Here is an 18,734-nt window from a genome sequence, read left to right as displayed (position 1 = left end):
AATGCGAATGACCACATCGCTAAGACCGATGTCTACCGCCGTCAGCGACTATTTCAGGACGCGCCCTTGGGCCTCAGTCATCGTCTGGAAGGGAGTTCTTAACGTTCCGGCAATACTGTTTGTTCACCAATTCGTTCAGTCTGCGTCGGCCGTTCGTTGTGTAAGCTGTTGGAATCATGAGTCATTTACCGTCGAACGCGCCCGACAAGACGATCGTTGATCGGCGCAAGTCTTATCGCAACAGTGATGTTCGAAAGGCCGTACGGCGCACCCGCGACCGGCTTGCCGAACAAGGCATTTCAGACTCTGACTTCGACGGCGAACTTCTGGCCATAAATGCCCGAGCGGTCAAGGCGAGCACGATTGCCACGCTCGCCCTGACGACGATGATCGCGACCGCCGCGCTGCCGGTCGGGATCGGCGCTACAATTTTCCTTTGGGCCGCCATGATGGCATTTGTTTATGTCGCCATGAGTTTCGCAGCACGTAAATACCTTTCCATTTCAGTGAGAAAACGGACTCCGAAACGCTGGGCAAATATGTTTCGCGGCATCCATTTCGCTTTGGGACTTGGCTGGGGGTGGTTCGCCTATACCGACTGTGCCAGCTGCAACGAGATCGACCTCCTGTTTTTTAAGGCGATGGCCCTCGTCATCGCCATGGCTGCGACGGTGACAATCAGTCACAACCTGCGGGGAGCCGTGTTTGCGGAATTTTCCGTCCCGGTATTGGTTTTCGCAATCTCGCAAGAAGCGCTTGTCTCAGGACGCTCAGCCGCTGCGGCCGCTGCGCTCCTTCTGGCCATGCTCTTTTTCGCATTCATTGCAGTGCGGCTGCAACGAGCGAGCCTCTCCTCGCTCAGTTTCAGAAACGAAAACAACTCGCTGATTGCCGAACTCGAGATGGCACGATCCATCTCTGAAGAGGCGCGAAGGCGCGCCGAAGATTCCAATCTCGCGAAATCACGTTTTCTGGCTTCGATGAGCCACGAACTGCGCACGCCCCTCAATGCCATCCTCGGGTTTTCCGAAGTCATGGCGAACGAGGTTCTCGGGCCAATCGAGAACGAGAGCTACCGCTCCTATGCCCACGACATCAATCAATCGGGTACGCATCTTCTCAAGCTTATAAATGAGATCCTGGATCTGAGCCGGATCGAAGCGGGAAAACAGGAACTCCAGGAAGAGCCTTTGCATCTGGTCCGGGTGATCGACGATTGTATTGGTCTTGTGCAAATGAAAGCCGACCAGAAGCGCATCGGAATCGAACATGTCTTCGAAGAGGAAATGCCCCGCCTTTTCGCCGACGAGCGGTCCCTCCGCCAAGTGGCACTGAACATCCTTTCGAATGCCGTGAAATTCACGCCGGCGGGCGGCTCGATCCTCGTGAAGTCCGGATGGACTTCGTCAGGCGGGCAGTATGTCTCCGTCCGAGACAACGGTCCGGGCATCTCCGAGGAGGAAATTCCCATTGTTCTCTCAGCGTTCGGACAGGGTGCAATCGCGATCAAGAACGCCGAACAGGGGACGGGTTTGGGCCTTCCAATTGTTCAGGCCCTTATGGCCATGCACGAAGGAACCTTCACGCTTAAATCCAAGCTGCGCGAGGGAACGGAAGCAATTGTGATCTTCCCGGCCGCGCGCGTGATGGATGAACTTCCGGCCGAGCCCGTACGCCAGCCAAGGATGGCAAAGCCGGTCAAGAGTGACTCTTCGGTCGTTGCGGCCTCTTGAGCGGCCCGCGCCGTTCAGCTTTCTTTTTCGCTTACGCCCGCCTGTTCGAAGGTCGCCATGCCGCGATGGCAAAGCGCGGCCGCCTTGACGATGCCGGCAGCGAGAGCGGCCCCCGTTCCCTCGCCGAGTCGCATGCCCAGCGACAAAAGCGGCTCCTTGCCGAGTTCATTTAGCGCCCGCGCGTGCGCAGGCTCGGCGGATACGTGGCCCACCAGACAATGGTCCAGCGCCGATGGATTGGCGACATGCAGCACCGCGGCAGCCGCCGTTACGACGAACCCGTCGATAATCACCGGAATTCGCTCCATCCGAGCCGCAAGAATGGCGCCAGCTACGGCGGCAATCTCTCGCCCTCCCAGCCGGCGCAGAACTTCCAGTGGATCGCCGATATGATCACGATGAAATTGAACCGCCTGACCGACGGCTTCGATCTTCCGCTCCAGCACCGGGCCGGCCGAACCCGTACCCGGTCCCACCCAGTCGGCGGGTTCACCGCCGAAAAGAGCATGGAAGATAGCCGCGGCGACCGTCGTATTGCCAATTCCCATCTCACCGAGACAAAGAAGATCGGTCCCGCCGGCGATTGCCTCCATCCCAAACGCCATCGTTGCAGCGCAGGTCTTCTCGTCCATTGCCGAATCCTGCGTGATATCGCCAGTCGGATATTCCAAGGCGAGATCGAAAACCTTCAATCCGAGATCGTGCGCCACGCATATCTGGTTGATTGCAGCGCCCCCAGCAGCGAAATTCTCGACCATCTGCGCGGTGACGCTCGCTGGAAAAGGCGCAACGCCGTGTTGCACCACGCCGTGGTTCCCGGCAAAAACGGCGACCAGCGGGCGCGTTACAGCTGGCGGCCGTCCAGTCCATGCAGCGAGCCATTCGGCGATGCTCTCAAGACGCCCCAAGGCGCCGGGGGGCTTGGTCAACTGGATATCGCGCGCCCGAACGGCCGCGACTGCGTCTTCGTCGGGACCCGGCAAGTCCCTCAGCAGGTTACGAAAATCGTCAAAGGGAAGACCGCTCGTCACTCTATGCTCCGTTCCTGAACGCTATGGCCTCTTGCTGACCCCTGCCCTATACACGTCCAAAGCCGAAGACGAGCCTTGCACACGCGCTCACAACCACTTTTTCTGTCCAAGGCCGATATGAACAACGCCTTTAAAGTCCTTTTCGGGCAGACAATGCGCTCGATTTCCTTTCTCAGCCGCTTGCCGGTGCCCCAACGCTACTTTCTCGAAGGTGAAGAACCGCATTCGATGCATCAAGATTCGGCTGCGTTTCCCTTGGCCGGCATTGCCATCGCGTTACTGCCGGCGTTTCTCCTTATGGCGCTCTCGCTGATCGGCTTGCCGCCCTATCTTTCGGCTAGTTTCGCAGTGCTCACCTTGGTGGCCGTATCTGGTGCGTTTCACGAAGATGGGTTGGCAGACGTCGCCGATGGGTTCGGCGGCGGGTCAACGACGCAGCGCCGGCTGGAGATCATGAAGGATTCGCGCATTGGTGCTTTCGGCGCCCTCGCCCTTACCGGTGGCCTCCTGCTGCGCGTCGGAGCTGTCGGCTCCATCTTGGAATACCGCGGCGCAGTCGCCGCGTCCCTCACCATGATCGCCGTCGCGGCCGGTTCCCGCGCCGCGATCGTTTGGTTTTGGGCAAACCTGCCGTCAGCACGGCCGGATGGATTGGCGGGCAGTCTGGAAACCCCCAGCACGGATGCGGTCCGTCGCGCCGGCATCGTCGGCCTCTCGATCTTTGCTATCCTTGCGACGACTGCGAACGGCTTTTTAGCCATGGCGACCGCCTTGGTGCTTGCATTCGCAGTTTTCCGGGGGTTCGAGTATCTTTGCCGTCAGATGATCGGGGGACAAACCGGGGATACGCTCGGCGCTTGCCAGCAACTCGTTGAGATCGCTTCTCTCGCCGGGCTTGCTTCGCGCATCACAATCCCCACCTGAGGAATGAAAGGATCGTGATGAACATGATCGAATCGCCCTGCACCCTCGTGTGCTCGATCGACCGGAATTCAGGGTATTGTTTTGGATGCGGGCGTACGAGCGACGAAATTGGCGCCTGGACGCTCTACTCCGCCGAGGAGCGCGAACGGATCATGGAAAAATTGCCAGAAAGGCTTGAGACCGTCGAGCGAAGGCCGCGCCGCGAAACCCGTCGCCGGCGAGTGGCGCAAAAAATCGCCAAAACATCGCCGAGCAAAACGTAGCAAGCCATGAACGGACTAGCGCTCATCGTATTCGGAATTCTCGGGGCAGGTCTGCTGATTCTCCTGTTCGATGGAAACACCGGCATGATCGGGCCCATCACTGACGAACAGTTCGCGAGCACCATCTATCTCGGCCTTCTCGGCATAGTTCTTGCTGCCGGCCTTTTTGCATCCGGACAACGGTTTGGCACGTTGGCGCGCCAGGCCGGCGTATGGCTCGTCCTGCTGATCGTCTTCGTGACTGGCTATGAATATCGTTTTGAACTACAGGAGAGCGCCAGCCGCGTGACTGCGGGATTACTTCCCGGGCAGCCGCTTTCCTCGCAAAGCGCCGAGGGCGAATTATCAGTCATCCTCAACCGCCGCGGCCGCCACTTTGAAACTGTCGGACGAGTGAACGGCTCGCGCCAGTCGTTCATTGTCGACACCGGCGCTTCCACTGTGGTTCTGACCCAAGACAATGCCCGTCTTGCAGGCTTCGATCCCGCCGAGCTCGATTTCAACATTCCCGTGGCGACCGCAAACGGAATGGCCATGGCAGCGCGCTTGAACGGAGTCGATATCGCGATCGGCGATATCGAACGGCGAAATATGGTCGTGCTCGTAGTTGGTGACAACGCGCTCGAGACCAATCTTCTTGGGATGAATTTTCTCGACACTTTGTCTTCGTTCGAGGTCAGCCGCGAGCGAATGACCCTACGTAACTGACGGATCGCGCGTGCAGGAGCTCTTGTGTCCCGCTACAGATAAATCGGGCGGCTGAAGAGCGTCATAAAGGTGTCGTTCAAAACACCGCCGCCGATGCCCATCCGCGTTGAAAGGAAACCGATCAGTACACCTGCTCCGAATTGGGGAGCGCCCGCGGTGGCCGAAGCAGCCGCCAAGGCGACAAATTCGGTCAGTTGAACATCAATAATGCTGCGGCATCCGCTCGCTGGCCGTCCAATGGATGACAGTAGGGTGGCAAGCAACGGGAAAACTCAGGCCGCCGCTCGGAGTCCGTTCTCGACGGACGCAAAGGCGCGGCGCAGCACATCTCCGTTCGCGCCGGGCAGCACCGCATCGCGCGAAAGGATCTGACGCCAGGAACGGGCGCCGGCAACGCCGTGGAACAGGCCGACCATGTGGCGGGTTACCTGGCTTGCCTTGCCTCCGTCGGCGACGTGCTCATCGGTGTAGCGGGCCATGGTTTCCACGACTGTCTCGATATCAGGCGCCACATCGCCGACCCCGCAGAGCGCCATGTCGGCGTCTGTCAGAATTCGCGGTGTATGATAGGCCGAACGTCCCAGCATCACGCCGTCGACCTTGGAAAGGTGAGTTGCCGCCTCTTCAAGCGACTTTATTCCGCCGTTGATCCCGATGAAGACGTCCGGGTGCGCCGTCTTCAGCCGGTAAACCACCTTGTAGTCCAGCGGCGGAATGTGCCGATTTTCCTTCGGGCTCAGACCATCGAGCCATGCCTTGCGCGCATGAACCCAGATGGCCTCCGCCCCACCCTCGATTACCTGACGGGCAAGATCAAAGAGCGCGATTTCGGGATCCTGTTCGTCGACTCCAATACGACACTTCACGGTCACCGGCGGACCGGCCGGAGCCGCAGCGGCCATCGCCTCGATACAGCGGGCAACCAACATTGGCTCCCGCATCAAGCACGCGCCGAATGCGCCGGACTGGACACGGTCGGAAGGGCAGCCGACATTCAGGTTGACTTCGTCATAACCGAAATCTGCAGCAATCCTGGTGGCCTCGGCGAGTTTTGCCGGGTCGCTGCCGCCAAGTTGCAGCGCTACGGGATGTTCGATCTCGTTTAACCCCAAAAGCCTTGCACGATCGCCATGGATCACCGCGTCGGCGACAACCATCTCCGTATACAGCGACGCCCGGCGCGTCAGCTGCCGATGGAAGAAGCGGCAATGACGATCTGTCCAGTCCATCATAGGGGCGATGGCCAATTGTGGCCCGGAGTAGTTCAAATCCGCGGGCATATTCGTCCTGATCTCTCTTTTACCGAATGGAGCATCCAGCTGGTTGCACCGGATATATCAGCGACACCCTTCGCCGGCCAGTTTGTTCAGGCCAAATAGCGCAAGCAAATCGGAGAACCAATGGCGCCGAACTCGCTTTCGGTCGATAACATTGAAAATAAGCGTGCATCGCATGATCCCATTCAGCAGAGTTCTGTTTGCTGTTTTCGCTGAAATAGAAAGACTGTTTCTACGTTTTCTGGCGCGAATAGTGAGCTGCGGACAATCCAACCGCCACAGCTATCGCGTCACGCACGGGTTGTCTTGCATTCGGGTGCAGGGTTTAGTTGCGGGTGAGTTTCCTCCATTCCAACGATCAGCCAGAGAGCTGAGGCCCCCATGGCAAGGCCGGTGAACAGGAACCCGGCCTCGAGTACGCCGGTCGCGTCGGCGATTAGCCCCATCGCAAGTGCACCTACGGCGTATCCAAGATCGCGCCAAAAGCGATAGACGCCAAGCGCCGAGCCCCGCCAAGAGGGGTACGCGATATCCCCCATTGCAGCAATGAGAGTCGGATAGAGAAGCGCCATGCCGATGCCGATCACGGCAGCCGTAACGGCCCATGACGTAACCGAGGCGAGAAAAGGAAAGACGAGCACACCGCTCGCGCAGAGAGCGAAGCCCGTAACGATCGGCCATTTTCGCCCAAAAGTATCTGACAAAGGGCCCGTCCAGAGCTGGCTCCCGCCCCAGACGAAACCATATGTGCCAGTGACCCATCCGATCTCGATCAGACTGGCGCCCTTCCCGACCATGAACACCGGCACGAGCGCCCACATCAACGCGTCGACGAATTTCTCCACACTACCCGCCTGCGCCAGCGCCATGAAGGTGCGATTGCGCCATGTGACGAGAGCGAAGATCTCACCGGGCGCGGGTTTATCTGGGCCCTCCACGTAGCGCGGACGCGGCCCGGAAGTCTCGCCGGACTTGTGCCGGTCGGCCTCTGCCCGCGCATAAGGCAGCGTCTCGGTAAACGCGACGAGGCCGGCCACCAGAGCCACAAGGACGACTACGAGGCCGAAGGCGAACAGGCTCAAGCGCGGGTCGAAATAGCTGGCCAGATAGCCAGTGACGAGACCTGCCAGAGCCACGCCTCCATAGCCTGAAAACTCGTTGAATCCGGTGGCAAGTCCTCGTTCCGTACCTTTCACGATGTCCATCTTCGCGGTCACGGTCATCGACCAGCAGAATCCCTGATTCACGCCCAGAAGCACATTGGCAGCGACGATCCAGCCCCAGCTTGGTGCATAAAGGATCATGAACGGGATCGGCAGCGCCGCGAGCCACCCCCAGATCAGCACCTTCCGCCGCCCCACCCGCTCCGAGACGCGGCCCGAGACGAAGTTCATTGCACCCTTCACCAGCCCGAAGGAGACGACGAATGCGAATATCGCGGTCATCGAACCCTGTATTACTCCAAATTCCGTCTCTGCGAGCGCCGGGAGAACTGTTCGCTGCAGGCCGATCGTCAGGCCCACGAAGAAGACTTGCACGAGTTGCTCCAGGAAGGGGCGCAGGTTCTCTCGGATGCCAAGAGCATAGGTCATGAGCGGGCCACTCGGGCGCCGAAGATGAGATCGATTGACGGTACCGACGTCACGAGCACAGCCTGGAACCTGCCATGAAGGGCGACGAGGCGCAGCGCAGATTTGACTGCGAGGTTGGCAGGGGGCAACGGGCGGGCTCCGGGATTGTCAAATAGGTAACAAGTGGTATCATTCAATTGATCACTTGAATGATTTAGTGTCGGATCATCCCGCGTGTCAAGCAGTGCCAAGTCAACCCTCCTTGAAGAATATGCGATGGTTGCGCGCGCGCTTTCTGCGCCGGCGCGGCTCCTGATCCTCGAGCAACTGGCGCAGGGCGAGCGCGGGGTGGAAGCGCTGGCTGGGAAAACCGGCCTCGCCATAGCCAACTGCTCCCAGCACCTCCAGCAGTTGCGCCGCTCCGGGCTTGTCACCAGCCGCCGGGATGGCAAAGGGGTGATCTACAGACTGACCGACGTAAAGACGCTGGCGCTGATGAACCTCCTGAGTGTGGTAGCGGAACGAAACCTAGCGCAGGTTGAGCGCATTCTGAGGGGGCTCTCAGGTGGAGAAGATGCGCCCGAGCCACTGAGCCGTGACGCTCTGGCGGAACGGCTCGCAGACGGTACAGTCACTGTCTTGGATGTCCGCCCCGCCGACGAGTTCGCCGCCGGCCACATCCCGGGCGCAGTGAATGCGACCTTGGCCGATATCGGGCGTACAATCCCCGAACTCGACACTGGCTCGCAGATCGTTGCCTATTGCCGAGGACCGTATTGCATCTACGCACATCAGGCGGTCGCCATCCTGCGCGAACACGGCCTTGATGCGCGGCGACTGGAGGGCGGCCTGCCAGAGTGGCGCGCAGACGGGCGCCCCGTGCTTGCAGTTGCGCGCTAAACTTCGGACAGGGCACCGATCCCACTTTGACAACCAGAACAGACAGATCGCGGCTCACATGGCCATGTTTTTGCGCATGCGAACAAATTGTGCAATGCAAGATCTCCATCAGGATCATCTCAATTGCGAATGCTTGGCGAAGTCGGCTCTCACCGGCCAGCACGTTCGGCGGACGCCGCCATTTTTCGCTGCCGTCTCCGGCGCTGCTGGACGATTTCGGCGAGGATGGAGAGTGCAATCTCCTCCGGAGTGATGGCGCCGATGTCCAGGCCCGCGGGCGAAACCAGCGCCGCGAGACGATCCTTGCAGACACCTCTCTCGCGAAAACTGTCCGACAGCGCGGCGGCTTTTGCCTTGCTGCCGACAAAGGAGACGTAATCCGAACGCACCGCCAGAGCTGCGCGCAGCGCGGCTTCGTCGCCTCGTCCCTGAGTTGACACGACGACATTCATCTCACGCGGTTGCGCGGTGTCGAGCATGTATCCGTCGATGCGCATGTCTGCCGATGCAAAAGCCGCCTGCTCGGGTTCCGGCGCGCAGACCGTCACATGAAAACCGAAGCGCGGGGCGAACTCGGCCAAGGCGATCGCGACGGGACTTGCCCCCATGATGACTATCCCAGGCGCCGGAAGCACCGGCTCGATAAAGACATCCATCGCACCCTTGCTCGGACACATGTTGCGCGCAAAGCGGACTCCTTCCTTCTCGCTTCCCGCCAAAACGCCCTGCTCTGCCAGCAGGTCCTCCGGTTGCACGGAAACGAAGCGCGGCTGGCCGTCGGCGATGGCGTCCCGGGCGGCCTTAAGCACGGCACCGCGCGCACAGCCGCCGCCGATCCACCCCTCGAGCACCGTCCCGTCGGCGCGGATGATCGCCTTGGCACCAGCCTTCGCCGCCGTCGCCGCAACCGTGCGCACCACCGTTGCCAGCGCGAAGGATTCGCCTGCACTGGTCAGATCCGCCACCTGTTTGAGAATGTCCGACTTCTGTCCCATCGCGGTTTCCAATCAGATCCGGTTCAGCCAGGGTTCGAGCGCAGCAAGGTCGCCAAGTGTGTTTGCCGCCGCGAAGTGATCGAGATATGGCAGCGCTGCGGCCATGCCTCGCGCAACCGGCCCATAACCGGCCCAGCCCTTTAGCGGGTTGAGCCAGACAATTCGAGCGCCGCGCCGTCTCAACCGCGCCAGCTCGGCTGCAAGCAGTTCCGGCGGATCAGTGTCGTAGCCGTCCGACATGATGATGACGACGCTACGTCGGTTGACCGACTGCGCCGCGTATTGCGCGTTGAACAATTTGAGGTTCGCGCCGATTTTCGTGCCCCCGCCAAAACCCTGCGCCATGATCGAGAGCCGATTGACGGCGCGCAGGGTATCGGTGTCGCGCAACGCATCGGAGATGCGGACCAGCTGCGTATGGAAAAGATAGGCGTCAGTCGTCTGGTCTGCAGATACTAGTCCTTTGAGGAAGGCCAGGAAGACCCGCGCATAGACGGTCATCGAACCCGAAACATCAAGCAGCGCCACCACGTTGACCGGGCGGTCCGGCTTTTTTCGGCGGAAAAGCTCTATCGGCTCACCACCCCGGCTGACGCTTCGGCGCATAATCTTCCGCATGTCGAAAACGGCGCCACGCATTGCCGCCTTGCGGCGACGCGAACGACCGTCGCTGATGCTGCGGGCAATCTGCTGGGCGACACGTTCCGCCCGCTTCAGATCCTCCTGTGTCATCAGCTTGCGCAGGTCGGTCTTCTCAATATTGGTGACCTTGGAGGCGACGAGCCGCCCGATACCCGAACGACCCGTCGCCCCCTCATCTCCGTCATCCGGCATGTCTGCCTCGCCGGTCTCGTCGCTCACACCCGAAACAAGCCGGCTCGTGCTGCCGCTTCGCGCCTGCATGTTGTGCGCGGCGGAAGTAGCGGATGAGCCGACGCGCTTGCGGCCCCGGCTCAGCCAGTAGGCATCGAACAGATCATCAAAACGGCGCTCCTGATCGGCATCGCCGACGCAGATTGCCCGCAGCGCGGACCGGACTTCACCAGGTTGCCCCGCATCCACTGCCGCGAGCGCCTCCAGAGCCGTCTCCGTCTCGCTCAAACCGGCCGGGATTCCGTTGTATCGCAAATGAGCCATGAAACCAGCCAGCCGGTCGGCGGGGCCCTTCGCGCCTTCGCGAAACCGTGTGACCTGCATTAGGCAGCTCTCCCGACAAGACGCTGCTGTACCTCCTTCGGCACTGCAGCGCGGTCGCGCTCGGTTTTCAGGAGGCAGACCAAGGTCGCCTGGGTCTGTTCGGGATCGTCTGCCAGATCGTTGACCCCTAGGCCGGCCAGTGCAGCGGCCCAGTCGAGCGTTTCGGCGATGCCCGGTCTCTTTTCGAGATCTTCCCTGCGCAACGCTTGCACAAAGCCGACGATTTGCTCCGCCAGCCGGTCCTCCAGTGCCGGGCATCGCTTTGCGATGATCGCCATTTCGGTATGCCGGTCGGGATAATCGACATGGTTATAGAGGCAGCGGCGGCGTAGCGCGTCAGACAGATCGCGCGCACCGTTCGAGGTCAGGACCACATAGGGCCGCGATGTAGCGGTGATAGTTCCGATCTCTGGAATGGTAATCTGGAAATCCGACAGGATTTCCAGCAGATAGGCTTCGAACTCCTCGTCGGCCCTGTCGACCTCGTCGATCAGCAAGACGGCGGGCTTTTCCTGCCGGATTGCCTCCAGAAGCGGTCGGGCGAGAAGGAACTTCTCGGAGAATATGTGCTCCTCGACCTCCTCCGACGGCTTGTGGTCCTCGGCGGATGCCCGGATCGAAAGCAACTGCCGCTGGTAGTTCCACTCATAGATCGCGTGGGACGCGTCGAGGCCTTCGTAGCATTGCAGGCGAATGAGCTTGGTTTCTTGCAGTTCCGCCAATGTCTTGGCGATTTGCGTCTTGCCGACGCCCGCCGGCCCCTCGAGCAGCAGAGGCTTGCCCAACGTCACCGCCAGGAAGAGCGCCATCGCCAGATCGTCGGAGGCGACATAGCCGGTTTCGGACAGATCGTCCTGCAGGGATTGCCAGGTCATGGACATCTCCGGCGGCACTCGGGATTTCTTCCCGGATGCCGGTGAGTTTGCAACACGCTCAGCCGTGCAGCCCAAGGTCGTGCGCGATCTTCCAGATCCGCCAGTGATCGTGCGGCATATGCGTATGCGTCAGGCCGAAAGTCCGGAACGCGTCGTGCACCGCGTTGGAGAATGCCGGAACGCCGCCGACATTCGGACTTTCACCCACGCCCTTTGCGCCGATCGGGTGGTGCGGGCTTGGGGTTACCGTGTGATCCGTCGTGTAGTACGGCGTCTCCCACGACGTGGGCACGAAGAAGTCCATCAGCGTGCCAGTCTTCACATTGCCCAGTTCATCATATGCGATCTCCTGGCCCATGGCGATCGCCAGGGCCTCGGTGAGCCCGCCATGGACCTGCCCTTCGATGATCATCGGGTTGATGCGCGTTCCGCAATCGTCCAGCGCGTAAAATTTGCGGATGTCAGCCTCCCCTGTGTCGACGTCAACTTCCATCACGCAGACATAAGCGCCGAAAGGATAGGTCATATTCGGCGGGTCGTAGTAGCTTACCGCTTCCAGCCCCGGCTCCACGCCGGGTATCGCCTGATTGTAGGAGGCGAATGCGATTTCCTTCATGGTCTTGAAGCGCTGAGGGGCGCCTTTGACCACGAAGCGGTCAACGTCCCACTCCACGTCGTCGTCGTGCACTTCGAGCAGATAGGCGGCGATCATCTGCGCCTTGGCGCGGATCTTGCGGCCGGCCATTGCCGTCGCCGCCCCGGCAACAGGTGTGGACCGCGAGCCGTAGGTGCCGAGACCATAGGGCGCGGTGTCGGTGTCGCCCTCCTCCACCGTGATGTCGTCGGCAGGAATACCGATCTCGGACGCCAGTATCTGAGCGAACGTCGTCGCATGCCCCTGGCCTTGGCTGATGGTTCCCAGACGCGCGATAGCCGATCCGGTCGGGTGAATGCGGATTTCGCAGCTGTCGAACATGCCGAGGCCTAGAATATCGCAGTTTTTCACCGGACCCGCGCCAACAATCTCGGTGAAATGCGTCAGGCCGATGCCGATGAGCTTCCTTGTTTCCCCACGCTTGAACGCATCTACCCGCTCGGCCTGCTCCCTGCGCAACCCCTCATAGTCGACCGCCTTCAGCGCCTTGTCCCACGCGGTTTGGTAGTCGCCGGAATCATACTCCCAGCCGAGTGCGGACTGGTAGGGAAACTGCTCCTTCCTGATAAAGTTCTTCGCACGCAATTCCGCCGGATCCATGTCGAGCTTGAGTGCCAGAATCTCGATCATCCGCTCGATGAAATAGGCCGCTTCCGTCACCCGGAACGAGCAGCGGTAGGCTACCCCGCCAGGCGCCTTGTTGGTGTAGACACCATCGACCGCAAGATAGGCCGTTGGGATGTCATAGGAACCCGTGCAGATGTTGAAGAACCCGGCCGGAAATTTGGTCGGATCGGCGCAGGCATCAAACGCGCCGTGATCGGCGGTGACATGGCACCAGAGGCCGGTAATCCGACCGTCCTTGGTCGCCGCGATCTTGCCCTGCATCCAGTAATCGCGCGCGAACGCCGTTGCCATCAGGTTTTCCATCCGATCCTCGACCCACTTCACCGGGACCCCGGTGACGATGGATGCGACGATCGAGCAGATATAGCCCGGATAAACACCGACCTTGTTGCCGAATCCACCGCCGATATCGGGCGAAATGATGCGGATGTTATGCTCTGCGATGCCGGAGATGAGCGATGCCACAGTGCGCACCGCGTGCGGCGCCTGGAAGGTTCCCCATACCGTTAGCTTGCCGTTGACCTTGTCCATGGAGGCGACGCACCCGCAGGTTTCCAGCGGACAGGGGTGTGTGCGATGATAATACACCATCTCCTCGGCAACCACGTCGGCGGAGCCGACAACCGCTTCGGTGGCATCCTTGTCGCCCTGCTCCCAGGTGAAGATGTGGTTGTGGTGGCGGCGCGGACCGTGCGCACCTTCCATATTGCCTTCCAGATCCTCGCGTAACACAGGCGCGTCGGAGGCCTGCGCCTTGAACGGATCCACGACGACCGGAAGTTCCTCATAATCGACTTCCACGAGCTCGACCGCATCTGCGGCGACGTAGCGGTCTTCCGCAACGACGAAGGCGACCTCCTGGCCTTGGAACAACACCTTGCCGTCGGCCAGAACCATCTGCTTGTCGCCGGCAAGCGTCGGCATCCAGTGCAAGTTGAGCGGACGGAGGTCGTCGGCAGTCAGAACAGCGACGACACCGGGTATGGCCTTGGCCTTGTCCGCGTTGATCGATTTGATCCGCGCATGGGCGTATGGCGAGCGGACGAAGTCGCCGAACAACATGCCCGGCATCTTCAGATCGTCGACATAATTTCCTTTTCCTTGCGTGAACCGCGCATCCTCGACGCGCTTGCGTGCGCTGCCGAGCCCCTTGAGGGCGGCGGCGCGTTCGGTTTTCGGGGGTGTCATCTCGTTCATTGTGCGGCCTCCTTGGCGGCATTTAATTCCGCTGCGGCGGCGAGTATTGCCTTGACGATGTTCTGGTATCCGGTGCAGCGACACAGATTGCCCGCCATGCCGAACCGCACCTCTTCCTCGCTCGGGTTCGGAATTTCCTGCAGCAACCGGTAGGCCCGCGTGATCATGCCCGGCGTGCAGAAGCCGCATTGCAGGCCGTGATGCTCCTTGAACATCTGCTGCAGCACGTGCAGTCCATCGGGACCTCCAAGCCCCTCGATCGTGGTGATGTCGGCGCCGTTCGCCTGCGCGGCAAACACCGTACAGGCTTTCACTGACTTGCCGTCCATATCGACGGTGCAGGCACCGCAATGCGAGGTATCGCAGCCGACATGTGGGCCAGTGACTCCCAGCCGCTCGCGAAGGACGTGGATCAGCAGTTCGCGGGGCTCGGCCAGAAGTTCCTGCTTCTTGCCGTTGACGGTGATGTTGATCTGCATCTTGCTCATGGAATGCCCTCCTCAGGCGCGCGAGGCGGCGCGTTCGATCGCCCGGCGCAAAATCACGCCAGCGACATGGTTCTTGAATTCGACGGGCCCGCGATTGTCCTCCTGCGGATCGATGGTCTCCAGCATCGCTGCAACGGCTGCATCAATCGCTGCCTGGTCCAAGGAAGAGCCAACCAGCGCGTCGGCGGCCGCCTCGCACCAAACCGGCGTATCGGACAGATTAGTCATCGCAATGGAAGCGAAGGAGCAGGTCGCGCCGTCCTTTGCGATCAACACGGCGGCGGCGGCTGTCGCGTAATCTCCAATCTTGCGCTTCTGCTTCTCGTAAGCGTAGCCGCCCGTGGTAGCCCTGAACTTGATCGAAACAAGAATTTCATCGTCTTCGCGCGCGGTGAAATAAGCCGCCTCGTAGAAATCGCGCGCCGCGACCTCCCGTGTCCCGTCCCGCCCCGCAAGGGTGTATTGCGCATCAAGGCATTGCATCAGCCCTGGCAAATCATTGCCTGGATCACCATTGGCGACGTTGCCACCGATCGTGCCGACATAGCGGACCTGCGGGTCGGCAATTTGCAGGGACGCCTCGCGGAGGATTGGCGCGGCACTGGCAAGTTCCGCGCTGCTGATCAGTTCCTGCTGTGTCGTCATTGCACCGATGATGATGGTGTCACCTTGAACCGTAATCCCCTTTAGATCGGCGATCGCTTGCAGGTCGACCAGATGACCGACATCGGCCATTCTCAGCTTCATCATCGGAATGAGGCTGTGCCCGCCGGCGATCGCTCTCGCTTCATCACCGTATTCGGCGAGGATTTCGAGTGCGCTCGCAACCGAATCCGGACGGTGGTATTCAAATGAACCCGGTATCATGCATCTCCTCCCAGAGCGGACCTGCTCGTGCTGATGTCGGTTTCATTGATCATAGACAGGCCGGATAGCCGCGCGAGCGGCACCGCACGAGCATCCAGTGGATTTCACGAAATGCGAATTGGCGGCACCAGATGCGAAAGCCTGGACCCGGCCTATAAACCGAGCGCCTCGCGAACACCCGCGACATTGCCACGGCTGACAGGCGCGATCTTGAGCGACTGAGCTCCCTCGAAATGACACGAGCCCTTGTCCTTGTGCCGCTCGAAAGCCGTGACCTGATTGAGATTGACGAGATAACTTCGGTGCGTTCGCAGGAAAACTGACGGGGGCAAGCGTTTTTCGGCCTCGGAGATCGACCATGGACAAAACAGTTTGTCGCGCTGGGTGTAAAGTATGGTGTAGTGCCCTTCGGCGCGAAGCGCGATGATCTCGTCGGCGGAGATGAAATGACTGCGCTTGTCCCGTTCATACGGCAAACGAAGTGACTGCGCGCTGGCTAGCTGAGGGTATGGCGTTTCAATTGGATTCGCGCCGACGACGGGGGGCGGTGCGGCGCCGAGCCCCCCTGCGCCGGCCGCAACCGAACCGGACCGACCGTGCTCCATGAAAACGAAGCTCGTAGTGGACAGCAGAAACATCCCGCAGATCACGAACGCCGACGACATTACGATGAGCGCCAAGGTCCCGTTCTCGATCATCGGGGTAAAGCCCTTCTGCGTCGCCGACAGATCGAACCCGGTCCATGCCATGGCGGTGAAATGCACCACAACGACCGACAGTCCAAAAATGACGGTGCTTGTCAGGATGTGTGCGGAATCCCTGTGGGAATAGGCCACACCGATCGCAGCGATGCCCATCGCGGTTGAACCGGCTACCACCAGCGCCACGCCCATCGGATGGAAAACCGGAAGAACGCCGCGAATCGCGGACATGCCGACATAGTGCATGACGACGATCCCGTTCCCGAGAATCGCGCCAGCTATAACCGTGCTTGGCCGGGTTCTGGGCGCGAAGTGCATGATCAGCAGCGCCACACCCGCCATAAGTATGGCAATCAATGCCGAACCGAGTGTGTAGAGTGAATCGTAGCTGATTGGCTGGTCGAAGCGCATGGCCAGCATGGCGACGAAATGCATCGACCAGATCCCGCCTCCCAGAGCCGTCGCCGCCATCACGATCCGCACCTTGCGCTGCGCCGCAGGCAGCGCGGAAATGCCGCTTGTGATCGACAATCCAGTGAAGGACGCCATCAGCGAAACGAGAATGGATGCGATGACCAGCAGGTGGTCATGTGTTGGCATTGTCATGCGAGTGCGATCGGCCCCTTGAGATTCATACGGCTCTCAGACCCGATTCATTTATTGCAGAAAATACCTTCGCGGCAACTTTCAACAGACGCTGCAGAGGGATTCGAATGCGCAACTGGTCATTCTGCTCGACGAGCCGAGCGCGCTAAGGCTGGACGACGAGTCAGACAGTTCCGCCCAAGGAACCTTCAAGTTCGGCAAGTTCCTGCCCGCCGGCCATGAGGTCCTGAAGTTCGTCCGGCGTGATCTGGCCACGCTGTGCCGTGCCGAGCGTCTTGCCGCGGTTTAGCACCGTAAAGCGGTCCCCCACAGCCAGCGCATGGCGGACATTATGGGTAATGAACACCACCGCGATGTTTTGCTTCCTCACCTTGTCGATCGTCGCAAGCACGTTTGAGGTCTGCCGCACGCCAAGCGCCGAAGTCGGCTCATCGAGGATCAAGACCTTCGCCCCGAAATGGACGGCCCGGGCAATCGCCACGGTTTGACGTTCACCACCCGAGAGCGTTCCGACAGCCTGATCGGGACCGCGAAGGTTGATTCCCATCTCGCGCATTTCATCCATCGTTACCCGATCGGCGTGATCCTTGTCGTAGAACGGAATCCCGGCGATTCTTTTGATGGGTTCATTGCCCATGAAGAAATTCCGCGCGACGCTCATGAGCGGGATCATCGCCAGATCCTGATAGACCGTCGCTATACCCGCCGAGATCGCATCGCGCGGATCATCGAAATGCATCGGCTTGCCTTCAAAGACAATCTCACCATGGGTCGGCTTGTGCACACCCGACATCGTCTTGATAAACGTTGACTTTCCGGCCCCGTTGTCGCCGAGGAGGCAGTGGCATTCGCCGGGAAAAACGTCCACCGAGACACCGGCAAGCGCAATGACGCTCCCGAAATGCTTCTCGATATCCCGCATCTGGATGATCGGTTCGTGGGTTGAGCGGGTGTTCATGTCAGCGCTCCCCCGTGATCATTCGCCGAATATATGTGTTGAGGATCACCGCAAAGAGCAGGATGACCCCCAGGAAGACCCGGAAGAGAGAACTTTCCACGCCGGCAAAGAAGAGCCCCTGCTGAACGACACCGAAGATGAGAGCCCCAAGTGCCGCGCCAATGACCGAGCCGTAGCCGCCCGTAAGCAATGCGCCGCCGATCACCACCGCGATGATCGCCTCGAACTCCTTCAGCAGTCCGCGATCCGCGCCAGCGGAACCGAACTCCATCACCTGGCATGTCGCAAAAACGGTCGCGCAGAAAGCCGTGAACATGAACATCAGAATCTTCACGCGATTCACCGGCACGCCGACGTAGCGGGCGGCCTGTGCATCGCCGCCGGCCGCGAAAATCCAGTTGCCGAAGCGCGTCTTGGTTAGCAGGACGTGCCCGAAGATCACGAGAACGATCGCCCAGACAATCAACATCGGAATGCCGTCCACCACCGGCTGCCCCTGACGCGTCCCCCGCTCGAATGTGTCGATGACCCCGACGTCCCCGAGCCATTGAAAAACGGGCTGGCCAATCTTGCCGCCGAAAATCGGAGCAAGCCAGTCGCCCTCGGCGACATCGCGAATTCCGCCGATAATCGTTTTCCGCTCGATCGTCTGAGGGAAATAGATGGTGAAGCCCCGAAGGATGAACAGCGAGGCAAGCGTCACGATGAAACTCGGCAGCCCTGTCCGGATCACAATGAAGCCGTTGATGGCGCCGATGGTTATGCACATGGCGAAGGACAGGATGATTGCCAGCCAGGTCGGCCAGCCAAGAGTGACCGAGAAGATCGCAATCATCATCCCCGCAAAGCCGATCATCGAGCCGACCGAGAGGTCGAACTCGCCGGCGATCATCAGAAGGCAGGCGCCAACGGCGATGATCATGAACTGTGCTGAGACAATGGACCAGTTGAGCACGCCTTGGGCATTGAACATGCCGCTGTCATAGGCAAATAGCAGGAAGAAGGTGAAGACGGCCACTGTGCCGACCATGCCTCCCAGCTCCGGACGGATCAGCGCCCGCCGCAGCGCCGACATCTCCTTGATGCGTTCGTCGGATAAATCTGTGACTTGCGCTGTCTCGGACATCGCCCGCCTCCGGCCTTTCGCTATCGGTTGTCTGC

17 protein-coding genes and 1 pseudogene are annotated in these 18,734 nt (G+C 60.3%); 5 read left to right on the top strand and 13 right to left on the bottom strand.

Annotated features, from left to right (window positions below; genetic code table 11):
* The first annotated feature begins 176 nt into the window (after nucleotides 1–176).
* The gene (locus LC298_RS16375; RefSeq protein WP_131570796.1) at nucleotides 177–1,733 is read left to right on the top strand and encodes a sensor histidine kinase; all 1,557 of its coding nucleotides are present in this window, start codon (nucleotides 177–179) and stop codon (nucleotides 1,731–1,733) included.
* Nucleotides 1,734–1,747: 14 nt separating this feature from the next.
* On the opposite strand, the gene cobT is transcribed toward LC298_RS16375, so the two are convergent.
* On the bottom strand, nucleotides 1,748–2,764 hold the full coding sequence (gene cobT / locus LC298_RS16370; protein WP_131570799.1) for a nicotinate-nucleotide--dimethylbenzimidazole phosphoribosyltransferase: 1,017 nt from the start codon (nucleotides 2,762–2,764) through the stop codon (nucleotides 1,748–1,750).
* A 117-nt stretch (nucleotides 2,765–2,881) separates the two neighbouring features.
* On the opposite strand from cobT, the gene LC298_RS16365 reads away from it, so the two are divergent.
* From LC298_RS16365 to LC298_RS16355, 3 genes are read left to right on the top strand one after another with little or no spacing between them, the layout of a single operon-like run.
* The gene (locus tag LC298_RS16365; RefSeq protein WP_131570801.1) at nucleotides 2,882–3,688 is read left to right on the top strand and encodes an adenosylcobinamide-GDP ribazoletransferase; all 807 of its coding nucleotides are present in this window, start codon (nucleotides 2,882–2,884) and stop codon (nucleotides 3,686–3,688) included.
* Between the two features lie 26 nt (nucleotides 3,689–3,714).
* The gene (locus LC298_RS16360) at nucleotides 3,715–3,951 is read left to right on the top strand and encodes a DUF1289 domain-containing protein (protein ID WP_131571162.1); all 237 of its coding nucleotides are present in this window, start codon (nucleotides 3,715–3,717) and stop codon (nucleotides 3,949–3,951) included.
* A 6-nt stretch (nucleotides 3,952–3,957) separates the two neighbouring features.
* Nucleotides 3,958–4,659: a TIGR02281 family clan AA aspartic protease gene (locus LC298_RS16355; RefSeq protein WP_131570803.1), complete on the top strand. Its 702-nt coding sequence runs from the start codon at nucleotides 3,958–3,960 to the stop codon at nucleotides 4,657–4,659.
* A 38-nt stretch (nucleotides 4,660–4,697) separates the two neighbouring features.
* On the opposite strand, the pseudogene LC298_RS16350 reads toward LC298_RS16355, so the two are convergent.
* The 3 genes and pseudogenes from LC298_RS16350 to LC298_RS16340 all read right to left on the bottom strand — a co-directional run.
* Nucleotides 4,698–4,790: pseudogene (locus LC298_RS16350) on the bottom strand (sulfite exporter TauE/SafE family protein); the annotation flags it as partial.
* Nucleotides 4,791–4,931: 141 nt separating this feature from the next.
* Nucleotides 4,932–5,891 (bottom strand): tRNA dihydrouridine(20/20a) synthase DusA, encoded by a 960-nt coding sequence (gene dusA, locus LC298_RS16345; protein ID WP_244596603.1) that lies wholly within the window; start codon nucleotides 5,889–5,891, stop codon nucleotides 4,932–4,934.
* A gap of 335 nt (nucleotides 5,892–6,226) precedes the next feature.
* Entirely contained in the window at nucleotides 6,227–7,528 is a 1,302-nt protein-coding gene (locus tag LC298_RS16340; protein ID WP_131570808.1) for an MFS transporter, read from the bottom strand.
* A 213-nt stretch (nucleotides 7,529–7,741) separates the two neighbouring features.
* Here LC298_RS16340 and LC298_RS16335 point away from each other — a divergent pair, with 213 nt between their 5' ends.
* Nucleotides 7,742–8,407, top strand: coding sequence for an ArsR/SmtB family transcription factor (locus LC298_RS16335; RefSeq protein ID WP_131570810.1), 666 nt, complete (start codon nucleotides 7,742–7,744; stop codon nucleotides 8,405–8,407).
* 149 nt (nucleotides 8,408–8,556) lie between these two features.
* Here the strand turns inward: LC298_RS16335 and LC298_RS16330 are convergent, their stop codons facing one another.
* The 9 genes from LC298_RS16330 to LC298_RS16290 form a co-directional block, all read right to left on the bottom strand.
* Nucleotides 8,557–9,402: an XdhC family protein gene (locus LC298_RS16330; RefSeq protein ID WP_131570812.1), complete on the bottom strand. Its 846-nt coding sequence runs from the start codon at nucleotides 9,400–9,402 to the stop codon at nucleotides 8,557–8,559.
* Between the two features lie 12 nt (nucleotides 9,403–9,414).
* A complete protein-coding gene (locus tag LC298_RS16325) occupies nucleotides 9,415–10,599 on the bottom strand; it encodes a vWA domain-containing protein (protein WP_131570814.1) in 1,185 nt (394 codons plus the stop codon).
* Nucleotides 10,599–11,474, bottom strand: a complete 876-nt coding sequence (locus LC298_RS16320; RefSeq protein ID WP_131570816.1) for an AAA family ATPase — start codon at nucleotides 11,472–11,474, stop codon at nucleotides 10,599–10,601. Before LC298_RS16320 ends, LC298_RS16325 begins: the two co-directional genes overlap by 1 nt.
* 58 nt (nucleotides 11,475–11,532) lie before the next feature.
* Nucleotides 11,533–13,953 carry an aerobic carbon-monoxide dehydrogenase large subunit gene (locus LC298_RS16315; protein ID WP_131570818.1) on the bottom strand — a complete coding sequence of 807 codons (2,421 nt, stop codon included), beginning with the start codon at nucleotides 13,951–13,953 and terminating at the stop codon, nucleotides 11,533–11,535.
* Nucleotides 13,950–14,441: a (2Fe-2S)-binding protein gene (locus LC298_RS16310; protein ID WP_131570820.1), complete on the bottom strand. Its 492-nt coding sequence runs from the start codon at nucleotides 14,439–14,441 to the stop codon at nucleotides 13,950–13,952. Before LC298_RS16310 ends, LC298_RS16315 begins: the two co-directional genes overlap by 4 nt.
* Nucleotides 14,442–14,453: 12 nt before the next feature.
* Nucleotides 14,454–15,308: an FAD binding domain-containing protein gene (locus tag LC298_RS16305; protein ID WP_131570822.1), complete on the bottom strand. Its 855-nt coding sequence runs from the start codon at nucleotides 15,306–15,308 to the stop codon at nucleotides 14,454–14,456.
* Nucleotides 15,309–15,460: 152 nt separating this feature from the next.
* A complete protein-coding gene (locus LC298_RS16300) occupies nucleotides 15,461–16,615 on the bottom strand; it encodes an MHYT domain-containing protein (protein ID WP_131570824.1) in 1,155 nt (384 codons plus the stop codon).
* A gap of 163 nt (nucleotides 16,616–16,778) precedes the next feature.
* Nucleotides 16,779–17,573 carry an ATP-binding cassette domain-containing protein gene (locus LC298_RS16295; protein WP_131570826.1) on the bottom strand — a complete coding sequence of 265 codons (795 nt, stop codon included), beginning with the start codon at nucleotides 17,571–17,573 and terminating at the stop codon, nucleotides 16,779–16,781.
* A gap of 1 nt (nucleotide 17,574) precedes the next feature.
* Nucleotides 17,575–18,699, bottom strand: coding sequence for an ABC transporter permease (locus LC298_RS16290; RefSeq protein ID WP_131570828.1), 1,125 nt, complete (start codon nucleotides 18,697–18,699; stop codon nucleotides 17,575–17,577).
* Between the last annotated feature and the right edge of the window lie 35 nt (nucleotides 18,700–18,734).

It is taken from the genome of Oricola cellulosilytica (genome assembly GCF_019966575.1).
Classification (GTDB): Bacteria; Pseudomonadota; Alphaproteobacteria; order Rhizobiales; family Rhizobiaceae; genus Oricola; species Oricola cellulosilytica.
The sequence above is the reverse complement of the archived record's forward strand: the minus strand, read 5'-3'. Positions and strand labels throughout refer to the sequence as shown.

Excerpts from the sequence above, each read along its gene's own strand:
- dusA (WP_244596603.1), bottom strand. The coding sequence starts at position 5,891 with ATGATGGACTGGACAGATCGTCATTGCCGCTTCTTCCATCGGCAGCTG.
- LC298_RS16310 (WP_131570820.1), bottom strand. The coding sequence starts at position 14,441 with ATGAGCAAGATGCAGATCAACATCACCGTCAACGGCAAGAAGCAGGAA.
- LC298_RS16300 (WP_131570824.1), bottom strand. The coding sequence starts at position 16,615 with ATGACAATGCCAACACATGACCACCTGCTGGTCATCGCATCCATTCTC.
- LC298_RS16330 (WP_131570812.1), bottom strand. The coding sequence starts at position 9,402 with ATGGGACAGAAGTCGGACATTCTCAAACAGGTGGCGGATCTGACCAGT.
- LC298_RS16365 (WP_131570801.1), top strand. The coding sequence starts at position 2,882 with ATGAACAACGCCTTTAAAGTCCTTTTCGGGCAGACAATGCGCTCGATT.
- LC298_RS16305 (WP_131570822.1), bottom strand. The coding sequence starts at position 15,308 with ATGATACCGGGTTCATTTGAATACCACCGTCCGGATTCGGTTGCGAGC.
- LC298_RS16375 (WP_131570796.1), top strand. The coding sequence starts at position 177 with ATGAGTCATTTACCGTCGAACGCGCCCGACAAGACGATCGTTGATCGG.
- LC298_RS16355 (WP_131570803.1), top strand. The coding sequence starts at position 3,958 with ATGAACGGACTAGCGCTCATCGTATTCGGAATTCTCGGGGCAGGTCTG.
- LC298_RS16315 (WP_131570818.1), bottom strand. The coding sequence starts at position 13,953 with ATGAACGAGATGACACCCCCGAAAACCGAACGCGCCGCCGCCCTCAAG.
- LC298_RS16295 (WP_131570826.1), bottom strand. The coding sequence starts at position 17,573 with ATGAACACCCGCTCAACCCACGAACCGATCATCCAGATGCGGGATATC.
- LC298_RS16320 (WP_131570816.1), bottom strand. The coding sequence starts at position 11,474 with ATGACCTGGCAATCCCTGCAGGACGATCTGTCCGAAACCGGCTATGTC.
- LC298_RS16325 (WP_131570814.1), bottom strand. The coding sequence starts at position 10,599 with ATGCAGGTCACACGGTTTCGCGAAGGCGCGAAGGGCCCCGCCGACCGG.
- LC298_RS16290 (WP_131570828.1), bottom strand. The coding sequence starts at position 18,699 with ATGTCCGAGACAGCGCAAGTCACAGATTTATCCGACGAACGCATCAAG.
- LC298_RS16340 (WP_131570808.1), bottom strand. The coding sequence starts at position 7,528 with ATGACCTATGCTCTTGGCATCCGAGAGAACCTGCGCCCCTTCCTGGAG.